Raw genomic sequence first — 20,892 nt, forward strand, 5'->3', positions numbered from 1 at the left:
GCACCGCGAGCGTCACCCTGCGTCACAAACAGCCCCGCCCGTGGCCCGCACCACACACCGACCGCCCCGAACGGTGGTGGGGCTAGCCCTACCTCCGGCAGGGGACAGCCCCCTGCCGTTTCGGGGTGGCGGCGTCATGGTCGGGGTGCGGCCCGGGTCCGTACGTTCGTGGGGTCAGCGCAGGTCACTGCGGGGGACGACGACCGGCCGGAGACGCCATGCCACACGCCAGCACGATGCTGATCGCCGATGCCGGGCCCGATGCCGGACCCCGACCCGAACCCGGACCTCGGGCGGGCAGTGAGTTCGCCCCGTTGCTGAGGGCGGTCAGGGAGCAGGGGCTGCTGGAGCGGCGGCTCGGCTGGTACGCGGTCCGCATCGCCGCGAACCTGCTGGCCCTGACCGCCACGGTGGTGGCGGTGGTGCTGGCCGGGGACAGCTGGTGGACCGTGCTGCTCGCGCTGCCGCTGGCCGTCCTGTGGGCCCGCACCGCCTTCTTCGGGCACGACGCCGGCCACGCGCAGATCACCCGGGGCAAGCGGGCCGGGCGAACCGTCGGGCTCGTCCACAGCAACCTGCTCCTCGGGCTGAGCTACGCATGGTGGAACGACAAGCACAACCGCCACCACGCCAATCCGAACCACGTCGACAAGGACCCGGACGTCGGCGTGGGCGCCCTGGTCTGGACGCAGAGGCAGGCCGAGCGGCGCGCGGGCCTCAGCCGCTGGCTCACCCGCCACCAGGCGGGGCTCTTCGTGCCGATGCTGCTGCTGGAGGGGATCGCGCTCAAGGTCTCCGGGTTCCAGGACCTCAGGCGCCAGTCGCCCCGCGAACGCGCCGTCGAGGGCCTGCTCCTGCTGGCCCACCTGGTCGGCTACGCGACGCTGCTGCTGAGCGTGCTCCCGCCGGGGAAGGCCCTGGTCTTCGCCCTGGTGCACCACGCCCTGTTCGGTCTCCACCTGGGGCTGACCTTCGCCCCCAACCACAAGGGCATGGAGATGCCCGACCCGGACGGCGAGGGGTGGGGCCACCTGCGCCGCCAGGTGCTCACCTCGCGCAACGTGCGCGGCGGGTTCGTCACCGACTGGGTGCTCGGCGGCCTGAACTACCAGATCGAGCACCATCTGTTCCCGCACATGCCGCGTCCCCACCTGCGGCGGGCCCGACCGCTGGTCCAGGCCCACTGCGCGGCGGTCGGGATCCCCTACGCCGAGACGTCCCTGCTCGACTCCTACCGGCAGGCGCTGCACCACCTGCACGAGGTCGGCGCACCGCTGCGGGCGGCGCGGTAGCCGGCACGCCGGCCCCGCCGCGCCCAGGCGGGTGCGCGCGGGGCGGGCGGCTCCGGCTCCGGCTCTAGAAGAAGCCGTCGTCCTCGTAGTAGTTGTTGACGACCACCTCGGGGGAGTCGTCGCTGAACGCCTCGTTGAGCAGCGCGCCGCCCACCAGGCCGGCCGCGCCGGCGCCGATCAGCGCGCCGGTGCCGAAGCGGCGCTGCGGGGGCTGGCCGGGCGCCTGCGGCTGGGCCTGCTGGTAGCCCTGCTGCTGCGGATAGCCGGGCTGCACCGCCTGGGGGTAGCCGCCCGCCTGCGGGTACCCGTTCCCCTGCGGGCCGGAGTAGAACGGCGGCACGCCGCCCTGCACGCGCTGCGCGCAGGCCAGGCAGGCCTCGATCTGCCGCGGCACGCCCCACTGCGGGGACCACAGCGCCGACGCCTGGGCGGCGCCGTGGGCGGGGTCGAAGAAGCACGTCATGCGAGAACTCCCTGCTGCCGGCTGAGGGGCCACCGGCTGAACGGCTACGGGCTGGACGGTGGGAACGGCCGCCGGTGCGGCCGGGGCGAAGGCGGGCGGTGTGGCGGCCGGCCGGGCGGCGGGCTGAGCGGGCTGGACCGGCGCCGGTGGCGGCCCGCCGACGTTCACCCCGAAGTCCGTCGCGATGCCGGCCAGCCCGGAGGCGTAGCCCTGGCCGACGGCACGGAACTTCCAGTCCTGGCCGTGCCGGTAGAGCTCGCCGAAGACCATCGCGGTCTCACTGGCCGCGTCGCCGTCCAGGTCGAACCGGGCCAGCTCGGCGCCGCCCGCCGTGTCCACCACGCGGATGTAGGCGCCGCGCACCCGGCCGAAGGACTGGGCGAGTTGGGCGGCGTCGTAGATCGCCACCACGAAGACGATCTTCTCCACCCGGGCGGGGACGTCCGCCAGGTCGACCTCCAACTGCTCCTGGTCGCCCCCGCCGGTGGCCTCGCCCCGGTGGCGCACCGAACCGTCCGGGCTGCGCCGGTTGTTGAAGAAGACGAAGTGCTGGTCCGAGACGACCTTCCCGGAGTCGTCGCAGAGCAGCGCGCTCGCGTCCAGGTCGTACGCCGCGCCGGCCTGCCACCCGAGCCCGATCCGCACGGCGCGCACCCCCGGGGCCTGCGTACCCAGCGACACATTGCCGCCCCTGGCCAGGGCAACACCCATGACGTCCCTCCACTGTGCTCTCGATCTCGTGCGTCCAGTGGCGACAACGTCGTGCGCGTGCGGCCGGTTCCCGTCGCCGGACGCTAAGATCACGCAGCCCGATCGGGGGCGATCGAACAGCGGGACATGGGGCGGGGACGAGCAGGATGACCGACAACCTCGGCATAGCCGACGGCATGAGCGACCAGGGCGACGGCATGAGCGACCGGAGCGCTACGAGTGACCAGAGCGGGGACCAGAGCGGAGACCGGATCGCGGACGGCAAGGGCACCGGCGGCCCCGGCGTGGCCACCCAGATCGTGGCGGCGGCGGTGCTGGGGGTGATCGTCGTCGCGGGCCTGTGGGGGCTGCGCCTGGTCGGCAATCCCCAGGCGGCGGCCGCGGGCAAGCCGGCCGTGTGCGAGAAGCCCAAGGACACCGACGCCCCCGAGTACCCGGCCCTCTGTGCCGCCCTCAACCGCCCGGACCTGCCGACCCTGCTCGGGATGCCGACCGAACACGTCACGATCGCCACGTCCGGCGGCGGCCCGATGACCTTCGCGGACGGGCACAAGGAGTACGACGCCTCGGCGGAGGTCCAACTCGGTTCCGTCAGACTGCGGATCACCGACAACCACACGATGTCGGTGAAGGACTTCGCGGTCCTCTCGAACAAGCCGCCCACGCCGATGGCGGTCCTCGACCACCCCTCGGCGGCCTACACCGACCACACGACCGCGCTCTACTTCAACGCCGGCACCAACCAGTCCAGGACCGGGACCGGCGGTGTCGCGCGCCACCTCGTGGTGGCCAAGACGCCCGACGTCGACGGTGAGTCCTTCGAGGTCGCCATGTGGCGCGAGGACGACGGCGCTCCGGACGAGGCAGCGCTGTACCGGATCGCCCAGGCGGTCCTGCCGACCCTTCAGGGCTGGGTCACCGGACCGTAGCCACCGCTGCCGCCGCCCCCGCCGGGGTCACTCCCGGCGGTAGGCGTCGTGGGGCGCGCGGGCCTCCTCGAACAGGGCCGGGCCCTCCTGCGGCACCGTCGGCCAGGCGCCCGACTCGGGGTTGAGCTCGACCAGTTGCTCGGTGGAGAGCGCGTACACGACGCGGCCGAGCCCGGAGCGGACGATGCCGCCGGCGCACATGCCGCAGGGCTGGCAGCTGGTGTAGAGCGTGGTGCGGGCGGCGGTGGCGGGGTCGAGTTCGCGCGCCGCCCAGCGGGCGAGCTTCAGCTCCGGGTGGGCGCTGATGTCGTTGTCGCGCCGCACCGTGTTGTGGGCCTCGGCGAGGACCGTGTGGTCCGGGCCGGCGAGCAGGGAGCCGTACGGGGCGTCGCCCAGGGTGACCGCGTGGGCGGCGATGGCGATGGCGCGCCGCAGCAGGTCCTCGTCGGCGGTGGTGATCACGGTGCAGTCCTCCAGTGGGTGGCCACGGCGCTGAGGGCCCGCCAGGCCGCCTGCGGCCGGCGGGTCTCCTGCGGATCACCGTGGTAGGGGTCGAGCAGGACGGTCTCGGCGCCGAGCAGCCGGAGCTGGTCGAGATCGTCGAGGACCTGTTCCAGGGTGCCGGTGCCGGCCAGCCGCTCGGGGTCGTCGATCGCGGTGTCGGTCAGCCGCAGGGCGATCCGCGGCGCGAACACCGGCAGGTCCGGGTGGCCGGCCAGCGTGGTGCGCAGCCACGGCAGGGTGGACCGCAGCGGGTGCCAGGCGTCGCCGACCCTGACGGCCCGTCGGATCGCCGCCTCGCTGCTGCCGCCGACCCAGAGCGGCACCGGGATGCCGTTGCCGCCGTCCTCCGCGCGCCAGACCTCGCGCAGGACGTCCAGCGCCTCGTCGGTCAGCCGGCCGCGCGCGGTGAACGGCACGCCGAGCGCCTCGAACTCCTGGCGCGCCCAGCCGACGCCCACCCCGAGCACCAGCCGGCCGCCGCTGAGCTGCTGGAGGTTGGCGGCCATCCGCGCCACCAGCAGCGGGTGCCGGTAGGGCAGCACGAGCACGGTCGTGCCCAGCCGTACCCGGTCGGTGATGCCGGCCAGCCAGGACAGCGTGGTGAAGGGCTCGTAGAACGGCGCGGGGTAGCGCTGGGCCACGTCGGGTGTGGAGGCCACGTGGTCCGACACCATGAGCAGGTCGAAGCCGAGCCCCTCCACGGTCCGCGCCCACTCGCGCAGCACGCCGGGGTCGGTTCCGGGCCCGAAGTTGGGGACGTTGACGCCAAGTTGCATGACCTGAGGCTATCCCGGTGATCATGGCAGGGGGAAGGCGGTTCTCCTGGTGATCGGCACGTTCTCCCGTGGTTCTGCCGGTAGGATCGCCGGATGGCCGCGAATCTTGACGACGTTGACTGGGCGATCATCGACGAGCTGCAACGGGAGGCCCGGATCTCCCTCAGTGAGCTGGGGCGGCGGGTGAGTCTCAGCGCGTCGGCCACCACCGAGCGCGTTCGCCAGCTGGAGGCGATGGGCGTCATCACCGGCTACCACGCCGAGGTCGACCTGACCAAGGTCGGCTACCCCGTGCTCGCCGTCGTCCGGCTGAAGTACCCGGGCAACCATCACCAGCCGCTGCACCGGCTGCTCGCCGAGCGGGCGGAGATCCTGGAGTGCCTGCGCACCACCGGCGAGGACTGCTACACGCTGCAGGTGGCGGCCACCTCGATGGGCCACCTGGAGACCTTGATGGACGAACTGGCCGGCTTCGGCAGCACGACCACCAGCGTCGTCTACAGCCGGACCCTCCCGCGCCGCGGACCCGCCCGGCCCTGAGCGGCCGCCCCCCCGCGCGATCGGCACCACACCCGGGCCCCGAACGCGCCGACGGCCCGCCCCCCTCGCGGGGTGCGGGCCGTGCGCCGGTGCCGCGGACTCAGCTCGATCCGGCCTTCTGCAGGCCCGCCTGGACGTCGTCGAAGTTCATCACCGGGATGAAGGCGATCTTGGCGCCGAGGTCCCGGAAGAACGGCTCGGCGACGCTCGGGATGTCGGACACCTCCTTGAGGTCGAAGACGACGAAAGCGGTCCGCTGCCCGTCCTTCGCCCCGAAGTACGCGGCCTCCGGCTTGATCCGGTCGAACACCGACTTCATGGTCTGGGCCAGCGTCATGTCGGTGATCGCCTTGTTCGCCTTGTCGGTGTCCATCTGGACCGTCAGCAGCACCCTCATGGTCGTTCCACCTCTGGTTGGCGTGTCGGCACGCACGTGCCTCCCCCAGATCGTGGCCGCAATCCGTGACCCCGGCAGCCCGGACAGCGCATTGGAGGGACCGCCGGCGAGGTCGCCCCGGTGCGGTCCCCCCGGTGTTCGGCGACTACGCAGTGCGGCGGCCACGAGGTCCGGCGACTACGTAGCCGGCTTACGTGGTTGCACGGATGTCCTCGCCCGCGGCCTGGTCGACGATCGGTGCTGCCGGCGGGGCGCGGTGCCGTGTCCGTCCGCGCCGTTCGGCGGCCGGGCGGGGGCGGCCGCCGCCGCTCCCGATCTCGTTCCGTCCTCAGGAGACTCCGTTGCTCGACGTTGTCGGTCAGGCGTTCGCGGACCGGGAGTACTACGCCCCGCTGGCGACCATCGGCGACCGGGGGCAGCGGTTCGCCGCCTCCAACGCGCCGCAGGGGTGGCTGAGCTCCGACAGTGACATCTGGACGGCCTGGAGCCACCCGGAGGCGCGACGGGCCGCCCAGGGGTGGAAGATCCACGTGTCCGCGCGCCTCGACCGCGCCCAGGACGTCCTCGACGTGGTGGCGCGGGTGTGTTTCGCCGAGCGGGTGCCGTTCAAGCACGTCGCCGCCCGCACGTTCTTCCTGGCGCTGCACCACAAGCACGCGGACCGGGCCCAGGCCGGCAAGTTCTGCGCCGTCTACCCGCACGACACCGCGACGGCCCGCCGGCTCCTCGACGCCCTGTCGGCCGCGCTGGAGGGGGAGGAGGGCCCCTACGTCCTGTCCGACCGGCGGTACCGGGACTCGCGGACCGTCCACTACCGCTACGGCGCCTTCAGCCACCGGAGCCGGCTGCTCCCCGACGGCAGCCGCGAACCGCTGGTGCGGGACGGTTCGGGACGGGACGTGCCGGACCTGCGCCGGCCGGCCTTCGTCCTCCCCGAGGGGGTCACCGATCCCTTCGTCGCCGAGGAGCCCGCGCCGCACACCGGGCCGATCGTCATCCGCGACTACGAGGTCGTCAGGGTGCTGCAGCCCAGCAACGCCGGCGGGGCGTACCAGGCGGTGGACCGGCGCACCGGGCGGGTCGTCTTCCTGAAGGAGGCGCGCGCCCACAACGGGTACAGCTGGGACGGGGTCAGCGCGCAGGAGCGACTGCGCCGCGAGTACGAGGTGCTCACCGCCGTCCACGCGGCGGCTCCCGGGGTCTGCCCGCAACCCCTCGACCACTTCACCGAGTGGGAACACGACTTCCTGGTCACCGAGTTCGTCGAGGGCGTGCCGCTGCAGCAGTGGGTGGCCCGCACCTCGCCGCTGACGACGTCGCACGGGCCCGCGCGGGACCCGGCCCCGCACTTCGAGGGGTGCCGGCAGATCCTGCGCGGCCTGGACGACGCCCTGGCGAGCCTGCACGCCCTGGGCTACCGGTTCGGGGACCTGAGCCCGGCCAACGTCCTGGTCGCCGCCGACCTGCGCGCCAGGCTCGTCGACTTCGAGGCCGCGACCCCGCTGACCGGGCCACCGGCCGCCATGGGCACCGCCGGATTCACCCCGCCGCGCGAACCGGCCGGCGCCGCAGCGGATCCGCTCCTGCGGGACCGGTACGGCATGACCGCACTCGCGCTGTCGCTGCTCGCCCCGCCGCTCCAGGGCGCGGCCCAGCCCACCGCGGCCCACCTCGCGCTGTTGCGGCGCGACCTGACGGTCACCGCGCGACCGCCGGCGGACCTCTGGGCGCGGGCAACGGCCTTCCCCCGCACGGACGGTGACGATGCCGCCCGGCCGGCCACGATGCCCGCCCGGCCTGCGCCGCCCGGGCCGGCCGCGCCGGCCGCGCTGCCCTCGCCGGCCGACGTCGACGCCGATCCCGAGGGCTGCCTCGCCGAGCTCGCCGTGCAGTTGGCCACCGGACTGCTGGAGGCGGCCGATCCCGAACGGTCCGACTGGGTCTTCCCGCCGGCCTCCGAGGCGTTCCGCACCAACACCGTCTGCGTGGCCTACGGAACCGCCGGGGTGGTGCACGCCCTGCACCGCGCCGGCGTGCCCGTCCCCGAGGGGGTCGAGAAGCGCCTGGTCCACGACGCGCTGGCGCTGCGCGAGGAGCTTCCCCCCGGCCTGACCGCCGGATCGGCCGGCATCGCCCGGGTGCTGGCCCAACTGGGCCGCCTGGACGAGGCGATCGAGCTGCTGCGGGCCGCGCAGGAGCATCCCCTCACCCGGACCTGCGGCACCCTGGCCGGCGGCCTGGCCGGCATCGGCCTGAGCTGGCTGGCCCTGCACCGGCGCACGCGCGACGCCCGGCACCTGGAGCGGGCCGCCGCCGCCGGGGACACCATCGTGCGCACGACCGATCCGGCGCCCACCCTCGGCGACCACGACGCCCGGGGACTGTTCCACGGCCGTTCCGGGCTCGCCCTCTTCCTGCACCGACTGGCCGGCGAGACGGGCCAGTCGCACTACCTCGAAGCCGGGCGCCGGCTGCTCCACGAGGAGCTCGACCGCGCGCTGCGGCTGCCCGACGGCGGCCTGTCCTACGCCGACAACGCCGTCCTCAGGCGCGCCATGCCCTACCTGGCCGTGGGGTCGGCGGGCGTGGCCACCGCCGTGGGCCGGTACGTGGCCACCTCCCCGGACGAGCGCTGCGCGGCGGCCCTGCCCCTGCTGGTCGCCGACGCCCGCAGGACCTGCACGCTGGAGGCCGGTCTCTGCACGGGACTCGCCGGGCTGGCCTACTTCCTGGCCGAACACGCCGAACTGACCGGCCGTCCGGCCGACCGTGAAACAGCCGTACGCGTGGCCACCGGACTGCTGAAGCACGCCAGTCCGCACGGGCAGGGCATGCGCTGCCTCGGCGCGGGCGGCCTGCGGTACGCCGCCGACCTGTCGGGCGGCGCCGCGGGAGTGCTGCTGGCGCTGCTGCGCGTCCTGCACGGCCCGCAGGACGAGCTGTTCACCCTGGACCACGGCATCCCATCCGCCGTGACTGCCCCACCCCCAAGGAAAGGACGATCCGCATGAACCAGATCCTCGCCCTCCAGCAGCTCGACGTCGAGCAGGAGGATGCCTTCTGGCACCCCTGCTTCAGCATCTACGCGAGCCTGATCACCAACCCGACCACCACCACCATGTGACCGGCGGGGGGGGGCGTGGGGCTCGGCCGGGCCGACGGTCCGCCGATCGTGGCGCCGCTCCGGTGCCGCACCGGCGGCGTGCCGGTGGGCGTGTCGGTGGGGCGGTCGATAATGCGGGTCATGGCAGATCGCAGTGCGGCCCTGAGGATCGGCACCTCGGCGGTACGGGAGTCCCTCAGGCCGTCCGGTACGACAGGTCGAGTGCCGACGTCGGGTGCCGGCCCGGCCGGGCTGGTGGGCAGATCCGCGGAACTGGCCCGCCTGGACGCCGTCCTCGGCGGCCTGGGGCGCGAGGGCGGGCCGTCCGTCGTCGACCTCTGCGGGGAGGCCGGGATCGGCAAGAGCCGGCTGTTGAGCGAGGTGTGCGCGCGGGCCCGCAGGGGCGGGCTGACGGTGCTGCGTGGGCGGGCCACGGAGGACGAGCGGCAGAGCCCCTTCCAGCTCTTCGCCGACGCCTTCGCCGACGTCGACCTCGCCGTGCTGGAGGGCGATCCGCTGCTGGCCCAGGCCGCACCGGTGGTGCACGGCGACCACCGGGTGCCGGACCCCGGGTCGGGCGCGGGCGCCCCCCGTCGCTTCGTCCTCTACCGTGCCGTCGCCGCGTTACTGGCCCGGCTCGGCGCGAACGGGCTGGTGGTGGCGCTGGACGACCTGCACTGGGCGGACGCCGCGTCGCTGGAACTCGTGGACCACCTGGTCCGCCACCCGGTCCGTGGCCCGGTGCTCCTCGCGGTGGCGCGCCGGGGCCGCCAGACGCCCGCCGCACTCGCCGCGGCCCTCATGCGCGGGGTCGACAGCGGGTCCGTGCTGAGCCTGCCGCTGGCGCCGCTGGCGGAGCGGGAGGCGATCCAGGTGCTGGCGCCCGACCTCCCGCCGGCCCGCGCCCGGCAGTTGTACGCCGCCAGCGAGGGCAACCCGCTCTACCTGGTCTCCCTGCTGCACGCCCACCGGAGCGGGGCGCTGTCCGGCGACGTCGGCGCCCTGGGAGAGGTGGGGATATCCGGCGGACCGGGGTCCCCGCTGCTGGCCGAACTGACGGCGCTGAGCGCGGCGCAGCGCCGCATCGTGGAAGCGGTGACGGTCCTCGGGGAGCACGCGACCTCCGCCATGCTCGGCCTGGTCACCGGCCCGTTCTCCTGCGCCGACGAACTCGACGACCAGATAGCCGACTTAGCCGAGCGGGACCTGCTGCGGGCGCGGTCCGCCGACCGCTGGTCGCTGCGGCACCCGCTGCTGCGCACCCTGGTCTACGAGAACATCCCGGCCGGCCGGCGCGTCGACATCCACCGCCGCACGGCGGACGAGCTGACCCGGCTCGGTGCCTGCGCCGCCGAGCGGGCCCACCACGTGGAGCGGGCGCTGACCGGCTGGAACGCCGCGTCGGCCGACGTCCTGACGGAGGCGGCGGCCCGGTTCTCCCACACCGCTCCGGCCACCGCAGCGCACTACCTGGAGGCCGTCCTGCGCTTCCTGCCGGACGCTCCCGAACACGCCGGGCGCCGCGGCGAACTCACCCTGGCGCGCGCCCGGGCGCTGGGCGTCGGCGGCCGGCTGCGGGAGAGCCGCGACCTGCTGCACACGCTGATCGCCGGCTCGGAGGCGGACGGTCCCTCCGGGTTGCGCGCGCAGGCCATCGCCCAGTGCGCCGTGATGGAGCGTCACCTCGGGCACTGCCCCGAGGCCACCGCCCTGCTGCGCCGCGAACTGGCCGGCAGTCCCGGCCCGCAGCCCGGCCAGGCCGTCTCCCTGGGGCTGGCGCTGGGCATGTCCGCCGTGCTGACCGTCACCTTCCCCGAGGTGCGCGCCGACCTGGAGCGGACGCTGGCCACCGCCCGCTCCCACGGCGACCGCACCGGCGAGGCCGCCGTCCTGGCGCTGGCCGCGCTGGGCGAGGCGTACGAGGGGAACACCGAGCTCGCGGGCCGCCTCGCCACCGCGGCGGCCCAGATCACCGACGCGACCACCGATCCCCACCTCACCGAGCTGTGCGAGTCGCTGGTCTGGCTGGCCTGGGCGGAGGGCCTGCTGGAGCGCTACGCCGACGCCGAGCGGCACGCCGACCGGGGGCTGGAGATCGCCCGGCGCAGTGGCCAACTGTACGTTCTGCCACACCTGTTGATGAGCAGGGCGTTCGTGCACCTGAACACCTGCCGGCTGCCGACGGCGCTGGAGGCCATCGAGGAGGCCGAATCCCTCACCCGGGCGATCGGCAGCGGGGACCTGCTGGCCCTGACGCTCTCGCTCAAGACGCTGATCCTGCTGCTGGCCGGCCCGCTGGGCGATCCCGGAGCCCTGGCGACCGCCCGGGAGGCGGTCGCGACCTCGGGCCGGAGCACCAACTGGTGGGCGTCACTGGCCTGGTGCATGCTCGGCCACACCCTGTACGTGAGCGGCGACCCGCACCGCGCCCAGGAGGCCATCCTGAACGCCGGCGGGGGAGAGGACCTGCACCGCCTGCAGCCCTCGACCCGCCCCGCCCAACTCGAGACGCTCGTCCACACCGCCCTCGCCACCGGTCACCTCGACCAGGCCCGGCACTGGGTCGCACGCGCCGCCCAGGAGGCGGACCGGGTGGGCCTGCGCGGCCAACTCGCCGCCGTGCTGCGCGCCAGGGCCGCCCTCGCCGAGCACGAGGGCGACACCACGGCCGCCGCCCAGCTGCTCCAGCAGGCCGCACGGCAGTACGCGCAGTGCGGCGCCACCCTCTGGGAGGCCTACTCCCTGTTGCGCGCCGCACCGTTGGTGAAGGCCGCCGGCGACGGTCCGCGCGCCGCCGTCCTGTGGCACCGAGGCCACCGGATCGCCGTGGGCGGAGGCGCGCGCCTGCTGGCCGACCTGGCCGAGATGACCCGTCCACAGGTCGACGGCCCGCCCGTCCCCGACGACCTCGCCCACCTCACGGCGCGCGAGCTGGAGATCGCGGACCTGGTCGCGGAGGGCCTGAGCAACCAGGCCATCGCGACCAGGCTCTACCTCAGCCGCCGCACCGTCGAGACGCACCTGTCCACCATCTACCGCAAGGCCTCCGTGTCGTCCCGCGCGGCCCTGGCGAGCCTGATGACCCGCACCGGGCGGGCGGACCCGCGCGAGCCGGTCTTCGGCCACCAGGCACCATGGCAGTCGGTGATCCCTGATGACCGCTCAGAGGAACAACGACAGAAGGAGCGCCGAAGCAGTGAACACGAACGCCGGTGACCCCGTACGGGAGGCCCTGGGCGCCGCCCTGCGGGTGCTCGCCCCGCACGCGGGCGACCGGGACTGGAACGTCCCCGCCGGGCCGTTGGAGTGGAGCTGCCGGGACACGGCCGTCCACATCGCCCACGACCTGCTCGCCTACGCCGGTCAGCTCGCCGCCCGCCCCCGGGACGGGTACCTGCCCTTCGACCTCACCGTCCACCCGCAGGCGGGTCCCACCCAGGTGCTGGCCGTCGTCACCGCCGCCGGGAACCTGCTCGCCACGGCCGTCGACGCGGCGCCCGACGACCTGCGCGCCTACCACTACGGGCCCTGCGACCCGGGCGGTTTCGCGGCGATGGGCGTGGCCGAGGTCCTGCTGCACACCCACGACATCACCCGCGGCCTCGGCCTGAGCTGGCAGCCACCCGAGGAGCTGTGCGCCTTCGCGCTCCACCGGCTCTTCCCGGACGAGGCGCGGGAGCCGGGCGGGCACCCGGCGGAGGTGCTGCTCTGGTGCACCGGCCGCGCCGAGCTGGACGGCCGCGCGCGCCGGTCCTCGTGGGTCTGGCGGGCGGCCGTGGGGGAGTGGCCGGGCACGGGGACGGTCTAGGAGGTCGTCCCCGAGGCCACCGGGTCGGTGATGCCGCCGGGGCAGGCCTGGGCGTCGACGTTCCAGCCGGCCAGGCCGGCCGCGGTCTCGTACACGGAGGTGTAGAAGTCGAGGACCGCGCCCCTGGGGTCCGGGCCGGTGCGGATGTCGTCGTAGTCCAGCGTGGCCAGGTGACCGGCCCGGTGGTCGACCCAGCGGGCGGGCGCGGGACGCAGCGGGTGACCGCTGAGCCCGTCGGGTTCGGGGGCGGCGTAGGAGTAGAAGGTCGGGCGGGGGAAGTCGTCGTCGCCGAACCAGAAGCCCGCGCTGATGACCTCGCGCGAGTACGCCTCGCGGGTCACCGGGTCGACGCCCGCGCCGAGGTCCACGGCGCGCTCGGAGAACCGGGTGACCGCGATGTCGAAGGTGTGCCAGAAGTGGTGCACCGGGCTGGTCTTGCCCGAGAACCCGGCGGAGAACTCCTCCAGCACCAGGTTGACCTGGCTGAGCACCTGCCAGTAGCGGTTGACCCAGAACGGGTCGTAGGAGGCGTGTTCGGTGTCGTCGGCGAACGGTCGCCGCGCGTCGGGCAGGTCGAACGGGTGCGGGCGCGCGATGGTCACCGTCACGCCGACCGCGGCGAGGGCGTCGAGCGTGGCGCGGTGGAACGAGGCGACCGACTGCCCGGGAAGCGGGAACGAGGCCGCCCGGCCGTCCAGCGCGGAGACGGTCAGCCGGTGGTCGACGAAGTCGAAGTCGACGGTGAAGACCGGATGTCCGCCCACCCCACCCATCGGGCGGGTCGTGATGCCCCGCCCGGTGAGGTGGAAGGGGACGTTCCACCAGTGGTTGCGCCGCACGCTGCTCGCCAGTCGGACCTTGCCGACGATCTGCAGGAAACGGTGCAGCGTCTCCTTGGAGTCCTTCCACTGTGCCAGGGGAATCGCGGGAAACAGGTCCATGGGGCACACCTACGCTCGTCGTGGAGCCGACCGGGCGGCCTGTCGACCACGGGTCGTGCGGGCTTCCGACGCTAGGCGGCGCTCGGCGCGGACGCATCCGCAGCGCATCGGCGGCACGGCCACGCAGGCCGCGGGTGGCGTCACGAGAGCCGCCTGAGGGGTCAGCCCTCGGCGCGCTGGGTGACGGCGGCCTCGGTGCGGTCCCCCAGGAACTCGTACCACCGGCGTTGCAGGCAGCCGTACCGCGCGTCGGCCTCGACGAGGCCGAGGAACGCGGTGACGGTCTCGGCGAGGCGCTGCTGCAGCCCGGGGTCGGTGAGCAGTCCGTCGGCGGCGAAGGCCTGGTGCGAGCGGCCCAGGCTGAACATGTCCGGGTAGACGCGGGTGCCCAGGTGCTCCAGCGGCACCCGCAGCGCCCACAGCCCGCGGTTCCCGCCGACCAGTGAGGGGGAGGCCGAGACCAGCAGCGCGTGCTTGGTCCGGAACGGCTGCGGCCGGGCGCGCGAGACCCAGTCGATGGCGTTCTTCAGGGCGCCGGGCACCGAGGCGTTGTACTCGGGGGAGGAGATCGCGAACGCGTCGCAGAGCTCCAGCCGGTCGCGCAGGGCGAGCGCGCCGGCCGGCAGTCCGTCCGCGGCCTCCACGTCGCCGTCGTACAGCGGCATGTCGAACTCGTGCAGGGCGGCGAGGTCGACGGTGGCTCCGGCGTCGGCCGCCAAACGGGTCACCAGCGCGGCGAGGCGGGCGTTGGTGGACTCGGCCCGCAGGGCGGCACCGAGGACCAGGACCCGGAGCGGGCCGGGCTGGGCGGCGGCTGTGGACATGGGCGGGTCCCTTCCGGCGGTGAGGCGGACCGCCCGGTCAGGGCGCGCTGGCCACCAGTCTGACCCCGGCGGTGACGACAGGCGATCGGAGCGCCACGGCGTGCGACCGGATCGGGTGCGGCGTGCGACCGGATCGGCGCCGGACGGCCCCTCGGCGGGCCGTGTCAGTGCAACTGGTCCTGCCAGTTTGCCGGCACCGCGCCCTGCGGGCCGGGTACCGGCTGCTGCACGGGGTGCGACTGCGGGGGGTGCAGCGCGGGGCCTTCGTAGAACTCGCCGGTCTCGATGTTCCAGAACCAGTCCTCGCCGGGCTCGAAGCTGCTGAGGAAGGGGTGCCCGGCCTCCCGGGCGTGCCGGGTGGCGTGCTGGGCGGGCGAGGTGTCGCAGCAGCCGATGCGGCCGCACTGCGCGCAGCGGCGCAGGTGGAACCACCAGCCGGGGCCGTCGCCGGCCAGGCACTCGGCGCAGCCCTCGCCGCTCGGTGGGGCGTCCGGGTCGATGCCGGGGAGCCGTTCGTTCGCCATGACCGCTCCTCTGGGGGTCCGAAGCTCGGGGCCGCCGGCCGTGCGGCCGGGGGCGTGCGCCCGATCCGGCCGTCCGGCGGGCCTGCTGCGAACGTACCCAAGCGGGGCCGATGCGGCGACTGCTGAGTGACGCGTGCTGAGTGCCGAGCGGGGTGACCCGACCCCCGGCCAGGTCCTGGCCGAGTCGGGGCCGGCCGTCGTCCTCCCGCGCGGCCGGAGCCGACGGCCCTTGACGTAGGCTCACCTGCGGTCACGGGGGCGCCTCGCAGCCGTGACCGGACCGTGGCGGGCGGCTCGTGGGCAGCCGCATCGTGAGAGGGGATCGACGGTGTCCGGACATGGGGTCATCGGAGTGCTGAACGCCGACGGGTCGTACCGGGGGCGCTACGTGCACAGTTGCGACCCGGGGACGGCCGAGGCCGATCTGTGGGCGATCCTCACCCGCACCTGCCGGGGGGACCTGGCCGAACTGCTCAGGGTGCTGACCGAGGACCACTACGGCTGGTCCTACCTGCGCCCCTCGCAGCCGGACGTCTCGCGGGTGACCCCGCCCGCCGCGTTTCCCCGCGACGCCCCGCACGACAGCGTCGAGTTCGTCGCGTACGAGCTCTCGCCCGAGGGGAGCTTCGGTGACGGGCGGTTCGCCGGCGTCCCCGGCTTCGGGGTCGCCTACACGACGGTCGAGGACCAGTCCCACCCCGAGAGGTGGGAGACCGGACGCATCGGCGAGCGCACGGACACCTCGTGCGACCACGGGTGGCTGTTCACCTCGACCGAGGCGCGGTCGGCGGAGCTGGTACTCGTCCGACTCGGTCGCACGGCCGTCGAACTCGGCAGGGTCGCCGTCCGCGAACTGGGGAGCAGTGGCCGGGACTTCTGGGAGGGGCTCGCGTTCGGGCGCCTCAGTAGCCCATGACCGTCGCGAAGGTCTCCGGATCCGCGTCGAAGCCGTGGACGCCGGCCCGGAACCCCCAGGCCCCCGAGCCGTCCCGGACGAACTCCGCGACCCTGGCACCCGTCCACCCGCTCTTGCCGGAGAGGTCCTCCAGCGCGAGCTGATCGCGTCCGCTGCGGATCCGCACCTCGGGGCGGGCTATCCGCTCGAAGGTCAGCCGGCCGTGGTTCTGCTGGATGGCGACACCCACCACCACCCGCAGGTAGCGGTCCGCCAGGCGGTCGAGCTCCAGCGTCAGTTGCTCGTCGACGCCCAGGCCCCGGCCGTCGCGGCTGTCCCTGCTGAGGGTGATCGTGCCGTCCGGGGAGCGGCTGTCGACATGCACCAGGTAGGCGGGGGCGGCTGTCGGGGCGTGCGACGTGTAGGTTGCGGCGACGAGGTCCAGATCGTGCGGATCCGAGCCCAACGGGCTCGGATCCCACATCAGTTCCACGTCGATCCGTTCCAGGCCCTTGTTGAAGCTCACCGGTTTCTCCGTTCGTCAGGACACCGACCCTCATGGTGCCACTACGAACCGTCAACCAGGGACAGGATTCTGACGATGAGCTGTCACGGTGCCGGCACCGGCGTCGGTCCGGACGGCACGGACGCTCCGGGTCGGGCCAGGCGCTTGCCCAGTTCCCACAGGAGCAGCAGCGCGACGGGCGCCAGCAGGGCCCAGCCGAACTGGGCGAGGGTGATCTCGGTGGTGCCGAGGATGCGGCGGAAGGCGTCCATCTGCGTCACCAGGACCGCCAGGACGAACTCGGACAGGGCCGCCACGTTCATCGGCCTGCTGTCGAAGGTGGTGGTGCTCAGCGCGGTGGCGCGTTCGCTGCGGCATTCGTAGGCCGCCACGATCAGGCAGAGCGCGAAGGCGGTGAAGGCGATCGAACTGCCGGTCTTCACACTGTCGTAGTGGTGCTCGCCGAGCTTGATCAGCAGCAGCAGGAAGACGGTGACGGCCAGTCCGCTGAGTCCCACGGTCACCATGACGGACCTGGTCAGCAGCGCCTCGCCGCGGGGGCGCGGGGAGCGTTCCATCAGGCCGGGGCTCGCCAGGTCGAAGCCCAGGGCGAAGCCGAAGGGCGCGTTGACGACGAAGTGGATCCACAGCACCTGCGGCGGGGTGAAGGGCTCGCCGGCGGCGATGTTGAAGACCGTCGCACCGAGGAAGGTCAGCACGAAGGTGACCAGGAGCATCAGGACGAAGCGGATGTACTTGGTGAGGTTGTCGTAGAGCTTGCGCCCCTCCTCGACGGCGAACACGATGGTGGCGAAGTTGTCGTCGGACAGGATCATCCGGCCGGCGTTCTTGGCCACGTCGGTGCCGCTGCCCATCGCGATGCCGATGTCGGCGGCCTTGATGGCGGGTGCGTCGTTGACCCCGTCGCCGGTCATCGCCACCACCTCGCCCTTCTTCTTGAGCGTGTCGGCGAGCAGCACCTTGTGCTCGGGCGCCACCCGGCCGACCACGCCGATGCCGTCGATCCGGGCCAGCCGTTCGTGCTCCGGCATGGCGGCGAAGTCCGCTCCGAGGATCGCCCCGCCGGGGATCCCGAGCTGCCGTGCGATGGCCTCCCCGGTGGTGACGTCGTCACCGGTCACCATGCGGACCCGGATGTGGGCGGCCTGGGCGCTGGCCACGGCCTGCCGGGACTCCGCGCGGGGCGGGTCGACCATGCCGACCAGGCTGGTCATCCGCAGGTCGGTGACGAGCGCGAGCAGGTCGCCCTGGGGGTCGAACGCCGACGGGTCGAGGTCACGCTCGGCCGCCGCCATCACCCGGCGGCCCTCGCCGCCCATCTGCTGGGACCGGGCCTCGGCGCGCCCGCGCAGGTCGTCGTCCCACGGGACGGTGCGGCCGGCGGCGAGCGCGGTGGTGGCGCGGGCCATGACGGCGGGCGCCGCGCCCTTGACGAAGCAGCGCACCACCGGCCGGCCCGTCGCGTCCACGGCCGAGTTGAAGGTGGCCATCAGCTTGTACTCGGGGTCGAAGGGCAGCGTGGCGAGCCGGGGGTAGCGCTCCCGGGTGGCGTCGATGTCCAGTCCGGCCTTGTGGCCCAGCACGAGCAGGGCCCCCTCGGTCGGGTCGCCGACCACCGTGCCGTCCACCAGCTCGGCGTCACTGGCGAGCAGGTACGGCAGGATGGCGTCCTCGATATCCGGCGCGGAGCCGGCCGCGTGGTGGATGCGCCCCTCCAGGCCGTAGCCGCTGCCCGAGACCGTGTAGCGGTCGGTGGGGCTGAGGACCTCGACGACGGTCATCTGGTTCATCGTCAGGGTGCCGGTCTTGTCGGAGTTGATGGCCGAGGTGAAGCCCAGCGTCTCCACGGACGGCAGTTCCTTGACGATGGCGTTGCGCTTGGCGAGGTTCAGGCTGCCGACCGAGAGGATCACCTGGGTGACCGTGGGCAGCGCCTCGGGAATGGCGGCGATGGCCAGCGAGACGGCGCTGACGAACAGGGCGTCCCAGGCCTGGTCGCGGCTGCGGCCGAGGGCGAACATCACGATCATGGTCAGGCCGGCCGCCGCCGCGATCCACAGCGTCAGGGTGTTGAGTTCCCGGGTGAGCGGCGTCTGCTCCTTCTCGGTCGCCGAGAGCATCCCGGAGATCTTGCCCAGCTCCGTGCCGGCGCCCGTCCCCGTGATGATCAGCAGACCGCTGCCGTGGGTGACCGGGGTGTTCATGAACGCCATGGTGGACTGGTCGCCCGGGCCGAGCCGGTCGCCCGTCAGGGTGCCCGCGTCCTTGGACGCCGGCACGCTCTCGCCGGTCAGCGCCGACTCGTCGATCTGCAGCGAGCTGGCCCGCACGATCCGCCCGTCCGCCGGGACGGTGTTGCCGGCCGCGATGAGCACGACGTCGCCGACCACCAGCTGCTCGGCGGGGATCTCCGCCTCGACCCCGTCGCGCCGGACCCGGGCGGTGGTCTTCATCATCGACCGCAGCGCGTTCATGGCGCTCTCGGCCTTGCCCTCCTGCCGCAGGCCGACCACGGCGTTGAAGAGCGTCAGGACGATCAGCAGGATCGCGGTGCTCCACTCCCTGATCGCCAGTGCCACCACCGCCGAGGCGACCAGGATGATCTGCATGTAGCTGCGGTACTGGTCCAGGAAGCGCAGCCAGCCCGGCCGCGTCTTCTCCTGCGGCAGCGCGTTCGGGCCGCCCGCGGCCAGCAGCTCAGCCGCCCGGGCGGCCGGGAGCCCGACCTCCGGGTCCACCCCGAGCCGTGCCGCGACCTCCTCGGGCGGCGTCGCGTACCAGGGCCGCATGGCCGGTCCCGCCGGTCCCGCCTGTCCTGACGAACCTGCCCGTCCTGCTGCCGGCGGCTCAGCCTGCGGCGCCATACCCGCACCTCCGTTGCGCTCTGTTCCTCACGGCCGGCCGGACACCGTGGCGCTCAGCCACGGCGGCCGGCCGCGTACGGGTCGCGCTCGGCGCCCTCGGGGGCCTGCTGCTCCAGCAGCCGCTTGGCGGCCCGCAGTTCCTTGCGGGCCTTCTTGCCGACGACCGGGTACTGCGGGTCGATCTCCATCAGCGTGTGCACGAGGACCGCGGCCGCGCAGATGCGCGCGAACCACTTGCGGTCGGCCGGCACGACGTACCAGGGCGCCCACGGGGTGCTGGTGGCGGAGAGCATCTCGCCGAAGGCGTGCTGGTAGTCGTCCCAGCGCTCGCGTTCGCGAAGGTCCGCCGCCGAGAACTTCCAGTTCTTCTCCGGCCGGTCGAGCCGCTTGAGGAAGCGCGTCCGCTGCTCCTCCTCGGAGAGGTTGAGGAAGATCTTCACGACCCTGAACCCGTTGTCGCACAGGTAGCGCTCCCAGTCGTTGATCTCGCGGTAGCGGCGCGCCCAGACGTCCCGGCCCTGCGCCTCGGCGGGCAGCCGCTGCCGGTCGAGGTTCTCGGGATGCACCCGCACCACGAGGACCTCCTCGTAGTGCGACCGGTTGAAGATCGCGATGTCCCCGCGGGCCGGCAGCCGCCACGCGTAGCGCCACAGGTAGTCGTGGTCGAGCTCCTCGGCGGAGGGCACCTTGAAGCTGCTGACGTGCACGCCCTGCGGGTTGACCCCGCTCATGACGTGGCGGATCGTCCCGTCCTTGCCGCCCGCGTCGATCGCCTGGAGGCAGAGCAGCACCCCGTAGGTGTCCTGCGCGGCCAGTTTCGCCTGGTACTCGGCGAGCAGGCCGACGCCGGTGCGCAGCAGCTCGGCGCCCTCCCGCTTCTTCAGCCGGGCCTTGTAGCGGGGGTCGAAGTCCTCGGCGAGATCCACCCGCGAGCCGGGCTCCACGCGCAGCGGCTCGATGAACTTCGCGATCCGTCTGGCCTGCTTGTGCGACATCGCCGATCCCGCTTCCTCTCGGTCCGTGACGCGTTCGGGTGACGGGGCGGGCCGCTCGGCTGCTCGTCCCTCCGGTGGACGTCGGTACCTGCCACGCTGCGGTCCACCGTCGGACCCGTCCAACCGGGCGCCGCCGTCCGGGCGAGCCCGGGCCGCCCGGCGCGCGGGCCCGGAGGTGCGGGGGCGGCCCGCCTCTGTGACAGTGAAGGACGGGACCCGGTGGCCGGTCGGCGCACCCCGGGACCCCGCCGCCGACACCGTCTCCCGGCGCGCCGGGGCCGGCCGCCGGCCGCAGGAACGTCCAGCCAGCACCGCACTCGAGGAGCCGATGTGACCGGCGAACTGAACGAGATGGGCCCGATCGACTACGTGGTGATCGAGTTCCCCGGCAGCAGGATGACCGGCGAGGGGCTCCCGCTGCTGGTCGACCTGGTCGACCGGGGCATCATCCGGATCATCGACCTGACCTTCCTCAAGAAGGAACTCGACGGCTCGGTCGTCGCCCTGGAGATCGCCGACATGACCGGCGACGGCGAACTCGACCTGGCCGTCTTCGAGGGCGCGGCATCCGGCCTGCTCGGCGCGGACGACCTCGACGAGGCCTCGGCCGCCCTGCAGCCGGGGAACTCCGCGGGCGTCATCGTCTACGAGAACCTCTGGGCCGCCCCCTTCGCCGCCGCCCTGCGCCGCGGCGGGGCCCAGCTGGTGGCCAGCGGCCGCATTCCGCTGCAGGACCTCGCCGCCGCCCTGGACACCCTCGAGTCCGACGCGGGATGACCGCGCGAACCGCACCCCACCAC

General features: G+C 73.7%; 18 protein-coding genes. 8 read left to right on the top strand and 10 right to left on the bottom strand.

Annotated features, from left to right (window positions below):
- Nucleotides 1–218 precede the first annotated feature (218 nt).
- Nucleotides 219–1,292, top strand: a complete 1,074-nt coding sequence (locus tag ABD323_RS24825; RefSeq protein ID WP_344444154.1) for a fatty acid desaturase family protein — start codon at nucleotides 219–221, stop codon at nucleotides 1,290–1,292.
- Nucleotides 1,293–1,356: 64 nt separating this feature from the next.
- Here ABD323_RS24825 and ABD323_RS24830 read toward each other — a convergent pair whose 3' ends face one another.
- Nucleotides 1,357–2,466 carry a TerD family protein gene (locus ABD323_RS24830; RefSeq protein ID WP_344444155.1) on the bottom strand — a complete coding sequence of 370 codons (1,110 nt, stop codon included), beginning with the start codon at nucleotides 2,464–2,466 and terminating at the stop codon, nucleotides 1,357–1,359.
- 146 nt (nucleotides 2,467–2,612) lie between these two features.
- On the opposite strand from ABD323_RS24830, the gene ABD323_RS24835 reads away from it, so the two are divergent.
- Nucleotides 2,613–3,395 (top strand): DUF6215 domain-containing protein, encoded by a 783-nt coding sequence (locus ABD323_RS24835; RefSeq protein ID WP_344444156.1) that lies wholly within the window; start codon nucleotides 2,613–2,615, stop codon nucleotides 3,393–3,395.
- Between the two features lie 27 nt (nucleotides 3,396–3,422).
- Here the strand turns inward: ABD323_RS24835 and ABD323_RS24840 are convergent, their stop codons facing one another.
- Together ABD323_RS24840 and ABD323_RS24845 are read right to left on the bottom strand one after the other, a co-directional pair.
- Nucleotides 3,423–3,857 carry a nucleoside deaminase gene (locus tag ABD323_RS24840; protein WP_344444157.1) on the bottom strand — a complete coding sequence of 145 codons (435 nt, stop codon included), beginning with the start codon at nucleotides 3,855–3,857 and terminating at the stop codon, nucleotides 3,423–3,425.
- Complete coding sequence (locus ABD323_RS24845) at nucleotides 3,854–4,675, bottom strand: LLM class flavin-dependent oxidoreductase (protein ID WP_344444158.1); 822 nt, start codon at nucleotides 4,673–4,675, stop codon at nucleotides 3,854–3,856. Before ABD323_RS24845 ends, ABD323_RS24840 begins: the two co-directional genes overlap by 4 nt.
- Before the next feature lie 93 nt (nucleotides 4,676–4,768).
- On the opposite strand from ABD323_RS24845, the gene ABD323_RS24850 reads away from it, so the two are divergent.
- Complete coding sequence (locus ABD323_RS24850; RefSeq protein ID WP_344444159.1) at nucleotides 4,769–5,215, top strand: Lrp/AsnC family transcriptional regulator; 447 nt, start codon at nucleotides 4,769–4,771, stop codon at nucleotides 5,213–5,215.
- Between the two features lie 100 nt (nucleotides 5,216–5,315).
- Here ABD323_RS24850 and ABD323_RS24855 read toward each other — a convergent pair whose 3' ends face one another.
- On the bottom strand, nucleotides 5,316–5,612 hold the full coding sequence (locus ABD323_RS24855; RefSeq protein WP_344444160.1) for a hypothetical protein: 297 nt from the start codon (nucleotides 5,610–5,612) through the stop codon (nucleotides 5,316–5,318).
- 341 nt (nucleotides 5,613–5,953) lie between these two features.
- Here ABD323_RS24855 and lanKC point away from each other — a divergent pair, with 341 nt between their 5' ends.
- The 3 genes from lanKC to ABD323_RS24870 all read left to right on the top strand — a co-directional run bounded on the left by lanKC (nucleotide 5,954) and on the right by ABD323_RS24870 (nucleotide 12,523).
- Nucleotides 5,954–8,623, top strand: coding sequence for a class III lanthionine synthetase LanKC (gene lanKC, locus ABD323_RS24860; RefSeq protein ID WP_344444161.1), 2,670 nt, complete (start codon nucleotides 5,954–5,956; stop codon nucleotides 8,621–8,623).
- 233 nt (nucleotides 8,624–8,856) lie between these two features.
- Nucleotides 8,857–11,931: a helix-turn-helix transcriptional regulator gene (locus tag ABD323_RS24865; RefSeq protein ID WP_344444162.1), complete on the top strand. Its 3,075-nt coding sequence runs from the start codon at nucleotides 8,857–8,859 to the stop codon at nucleotides 11,929–11,931.
- Nucleotides 11,912–12,523, top strand: a complete 612-nt coding sequence (locus ABD323_RS24870) for a maleylpyruvate isomerase N-terminal domain-containing protein (protein ID WP_344444163.1) — start codon at nucleotides 11,912–11,914, stop codon at nucleotides 12,521–12,523. Before ABD323_RS24865 ends, ABD323_RS24870 begins: the two co-directional genes overlap by 20 nt.
- Here the strand turns inward: ABD323_RS24870 and ABD323_RS24875 are convergent.
- The 3 genes from ABD323_RS24875 to ABD323_RS24885 form a co-directional block, all read right to left on the bottom strand.
- Nucleotides 12,520–13,464 carry a DUF5996 family protein gene (locus tag ABD323_RS24875; protein WP_344444164.1) on the bottom strand — a complete coding sequence of 315 codons (945 nt, stop codon included), beginning with the start codon at nucleotides 13,462–13,464 and terminating at the stop codon, nucleotides 12,520–12,522. The genes ABD323_RS24870 and ABD323_RS24875 overlap by 4 nt on opposite strands.
- A 161-nt stretch (nucleotides 13,465–13,625) precedes the next feature.
- A complete protein-coding gene (locus tag ABD323_RS24880; RefSeq protein WP_344444165.1) occupies nucleotides 13,626–14,288 on the bottom strand; it encodes an NADPH-dependent FMN reductase in 663 nt (220 codons plus the stop codon).
- Between the two features lie 164 nt (nucleotides 14,289–14,452).
- On the bottom strand, nucleotides 14,453–14,812 hold the full coding sequence (locus ABD323_RS24885) for a UBP-type zinc finger domain-containing protein (protein WP_344444166.1): 360 nt from the start codon (nucleotides 14,810–14,812) through the stop codon (nucleotides 14,453–14,455).
- A 328-nt stretch (nucleotides 14,813–15,140) separates the two neighbouring features.
- Between ABD323_RS24885 and ABD323_RS24890 the strand changes: the two genes are divergently transcribed.
- Nucleotides 15,141–15,728, top strand: a complete 588-nt coding sequence (locus ABD323_RS24890) for a hypothetical protein (RefSeq protein ID WP_344444168.1) — start codon at nucleotides 15,141–15,143, stop codon at nucleotides 15,726–15,728.
- Here ABD323_RS24890 and ABD323_RS24895 read toward each other — a convergent pair.
- The 3 genes from ABD323_RS24895 to ABD323_RS24905 form a co-directional block, all read right to left on the bottom strand.
- The gene (locus ABD323_RS24895; RefSeq protein ID WP_344444169.1) at nucleotides 15,715–16,233 is read right to left on the bottom strand and encodes a TerD family protein; all 519 of its coding nucleotides are present in this window, start codon (nucleotides 16,231–16,233) and stop codon (nucleotides 15,715–15,717) included. The genes ABD323_RS24890 and ABD323_RS24895 overlap by 14 nt on opposite strands.
- 83 nt (nucleotides 16,234–16,316) lie before the next feature.
- A complete protein-coding gene (locus tag ABD323_RS24900) occupies nucleotides 16,317–19,022 on the bottom strand; it encodes a cation-translocating P-type ATPase (RefSeq protein WP_344444170.1) in 2,706 nt (901 codons plus the stop codon).
- Nucleotides 19,023–19,150: 128 nt separating this feature from the next.
- The gene (locus ABD323_RS24905) at nucleotides 19,151–20,092 is read right to left on the bottom strand and encodes a polyphosphate kinase 2 family protein (protein WP_344444171.1); all 942 of its coding nucleotides are present in this window, start codon (nucleotides 20,090–20,092) and stop codon (nucleotides 19,151–19,153) included.
- Between the two features lie 351 nt (nucleotides 20,093–20,443).
- Between ABD323_RS24905 and ABD323_RS24910 the strand changes: the two genes are divergently transcribed.
- The gene (locus ABD323_RS24910; RefSeq protein ID WP_425556145.1) at nucleotides 20,444–20,869 is read left to right on the top strand and encodes a DUF6325 family protein; all 426 of its coding nucleotides are present in this window, start codon (nucleotides 20,444–20,446) and stop codon (nucleotides 20,867–20,869) included.
- Nucleotides 20,870–20,892: the final 23 nt, after the last annotated feature.

Origin of the sequence: Kitasatospora nipponensis, from assembly GCF_039528135.1 — a bacterium.
In the GTDB taxonomy this organism is placed as follows: Bacteria; Actinomycetota; Actinomycetes; order Streptomycetales; family Streptomycetaceae; genus Kitasatospora; species Kitasatospora nipponensis.

What these genes read in the sequence shown, in the direction of transcription:
- ABD323_RS24825 (WP_344444154.1), top strand. Translation starts at nt 219, where the DNA reads ATGCCACACGCCAGCACGATGCTGATCGCCGATGCCGGGCCCGATGCC.
- ABD323_RS24830 (WP_344444155.1), bottom strand. Translation starts at nt 2,466, where the DNA reads ATGGGTGTTGCCCTGGCCAGGGGCGGCAATGTGTCGCTGGGTACGCAG.
- ABD323_RS24835 (WP_344444156.1), top strand. Translation starts at nt 2,613, where the DNA reads ATGACCGACAACCTCGGCATAGCCGACGGCATGAGCGACCAGGGCGAC.
- ABD323_RS24845 (WP_344444158.1), bottom strand. Translation starts at nt 4,675, where the DNA reads ATGCAACTTGGCGTCAACGTCCCCAACTTCGGGCCCGGAACCGACCCC.
- ABD323_RS24850 (WP_344444159.1), top strand. Translation starts at nt 4,769, where the DNA reads ATGGCCGCGAATCTTGACGACGTTGACTGGGCGATCATCGACGAGCTG.
- ABD323_RS24855 (WP_344444160.1), bottom strand. Translation starts at nt 5,612, where the DNA reads ATGAGGGTGCTGCTGACGGTCCAGATGGACACCGACAAGGCGAACAAG.
- ABD323_RS24865 (WP_344444162.1), top strand. Translation starts at nt 8,857, where the DNA reads ATGGCAGATCGCAGTGCGGCCCTGAGGATCGGCACCTCGGCGGTACGG.
- ABD323_RS24875 (WP_344444164.1), bottom strand. Translation starts at nt 13,464, where the DNA reads ATGGACCTGTTTCCCGCGATTCCCCTGGCACAGTGGAAGGACTCCAAG.
- ABD323_RS24880 (WP_344444165.1), bottom strand. Translation starts at nt 14,288, where the DNA reads ATGTCCACAGCCGCCGCCCAGCCCGGCCCGCTCCGGGTCCTGGTCCTC.
- ABD323_RS24885 (WP_344444166.1), bottom strand. Translation starts at nt 14,812, where the DNA reads ATGGCGAACGAACGGCTCCCCGGCATCGACCCGGACGCCCCACCGAGC.
- ABD323_RS24900 (WP_344444170.1), bottom strand. Translation starts at nt 19,022, where the DNA reads ATGCGGCCCTGGTACGCGACGCCGCCCGAGGAGGTCGCGGCACGGCTC.
- ABD323_RS24905 (WP_344444171.1), bottom strand. Translation starts at nt 20,092, where the DNA reads ATGTCGCACAAGCAGGCCAGACGGATCGCGAAGTTCATCGAGCCGCTG.
- ABD323_RS24910 (WP_425556145.1), top strand. Translation starts at nt 20,444, where the DNA reads ATGGGCCCGATCGACTACGTGGTGATCGAGTTCCCCGGCAGCAGGATG.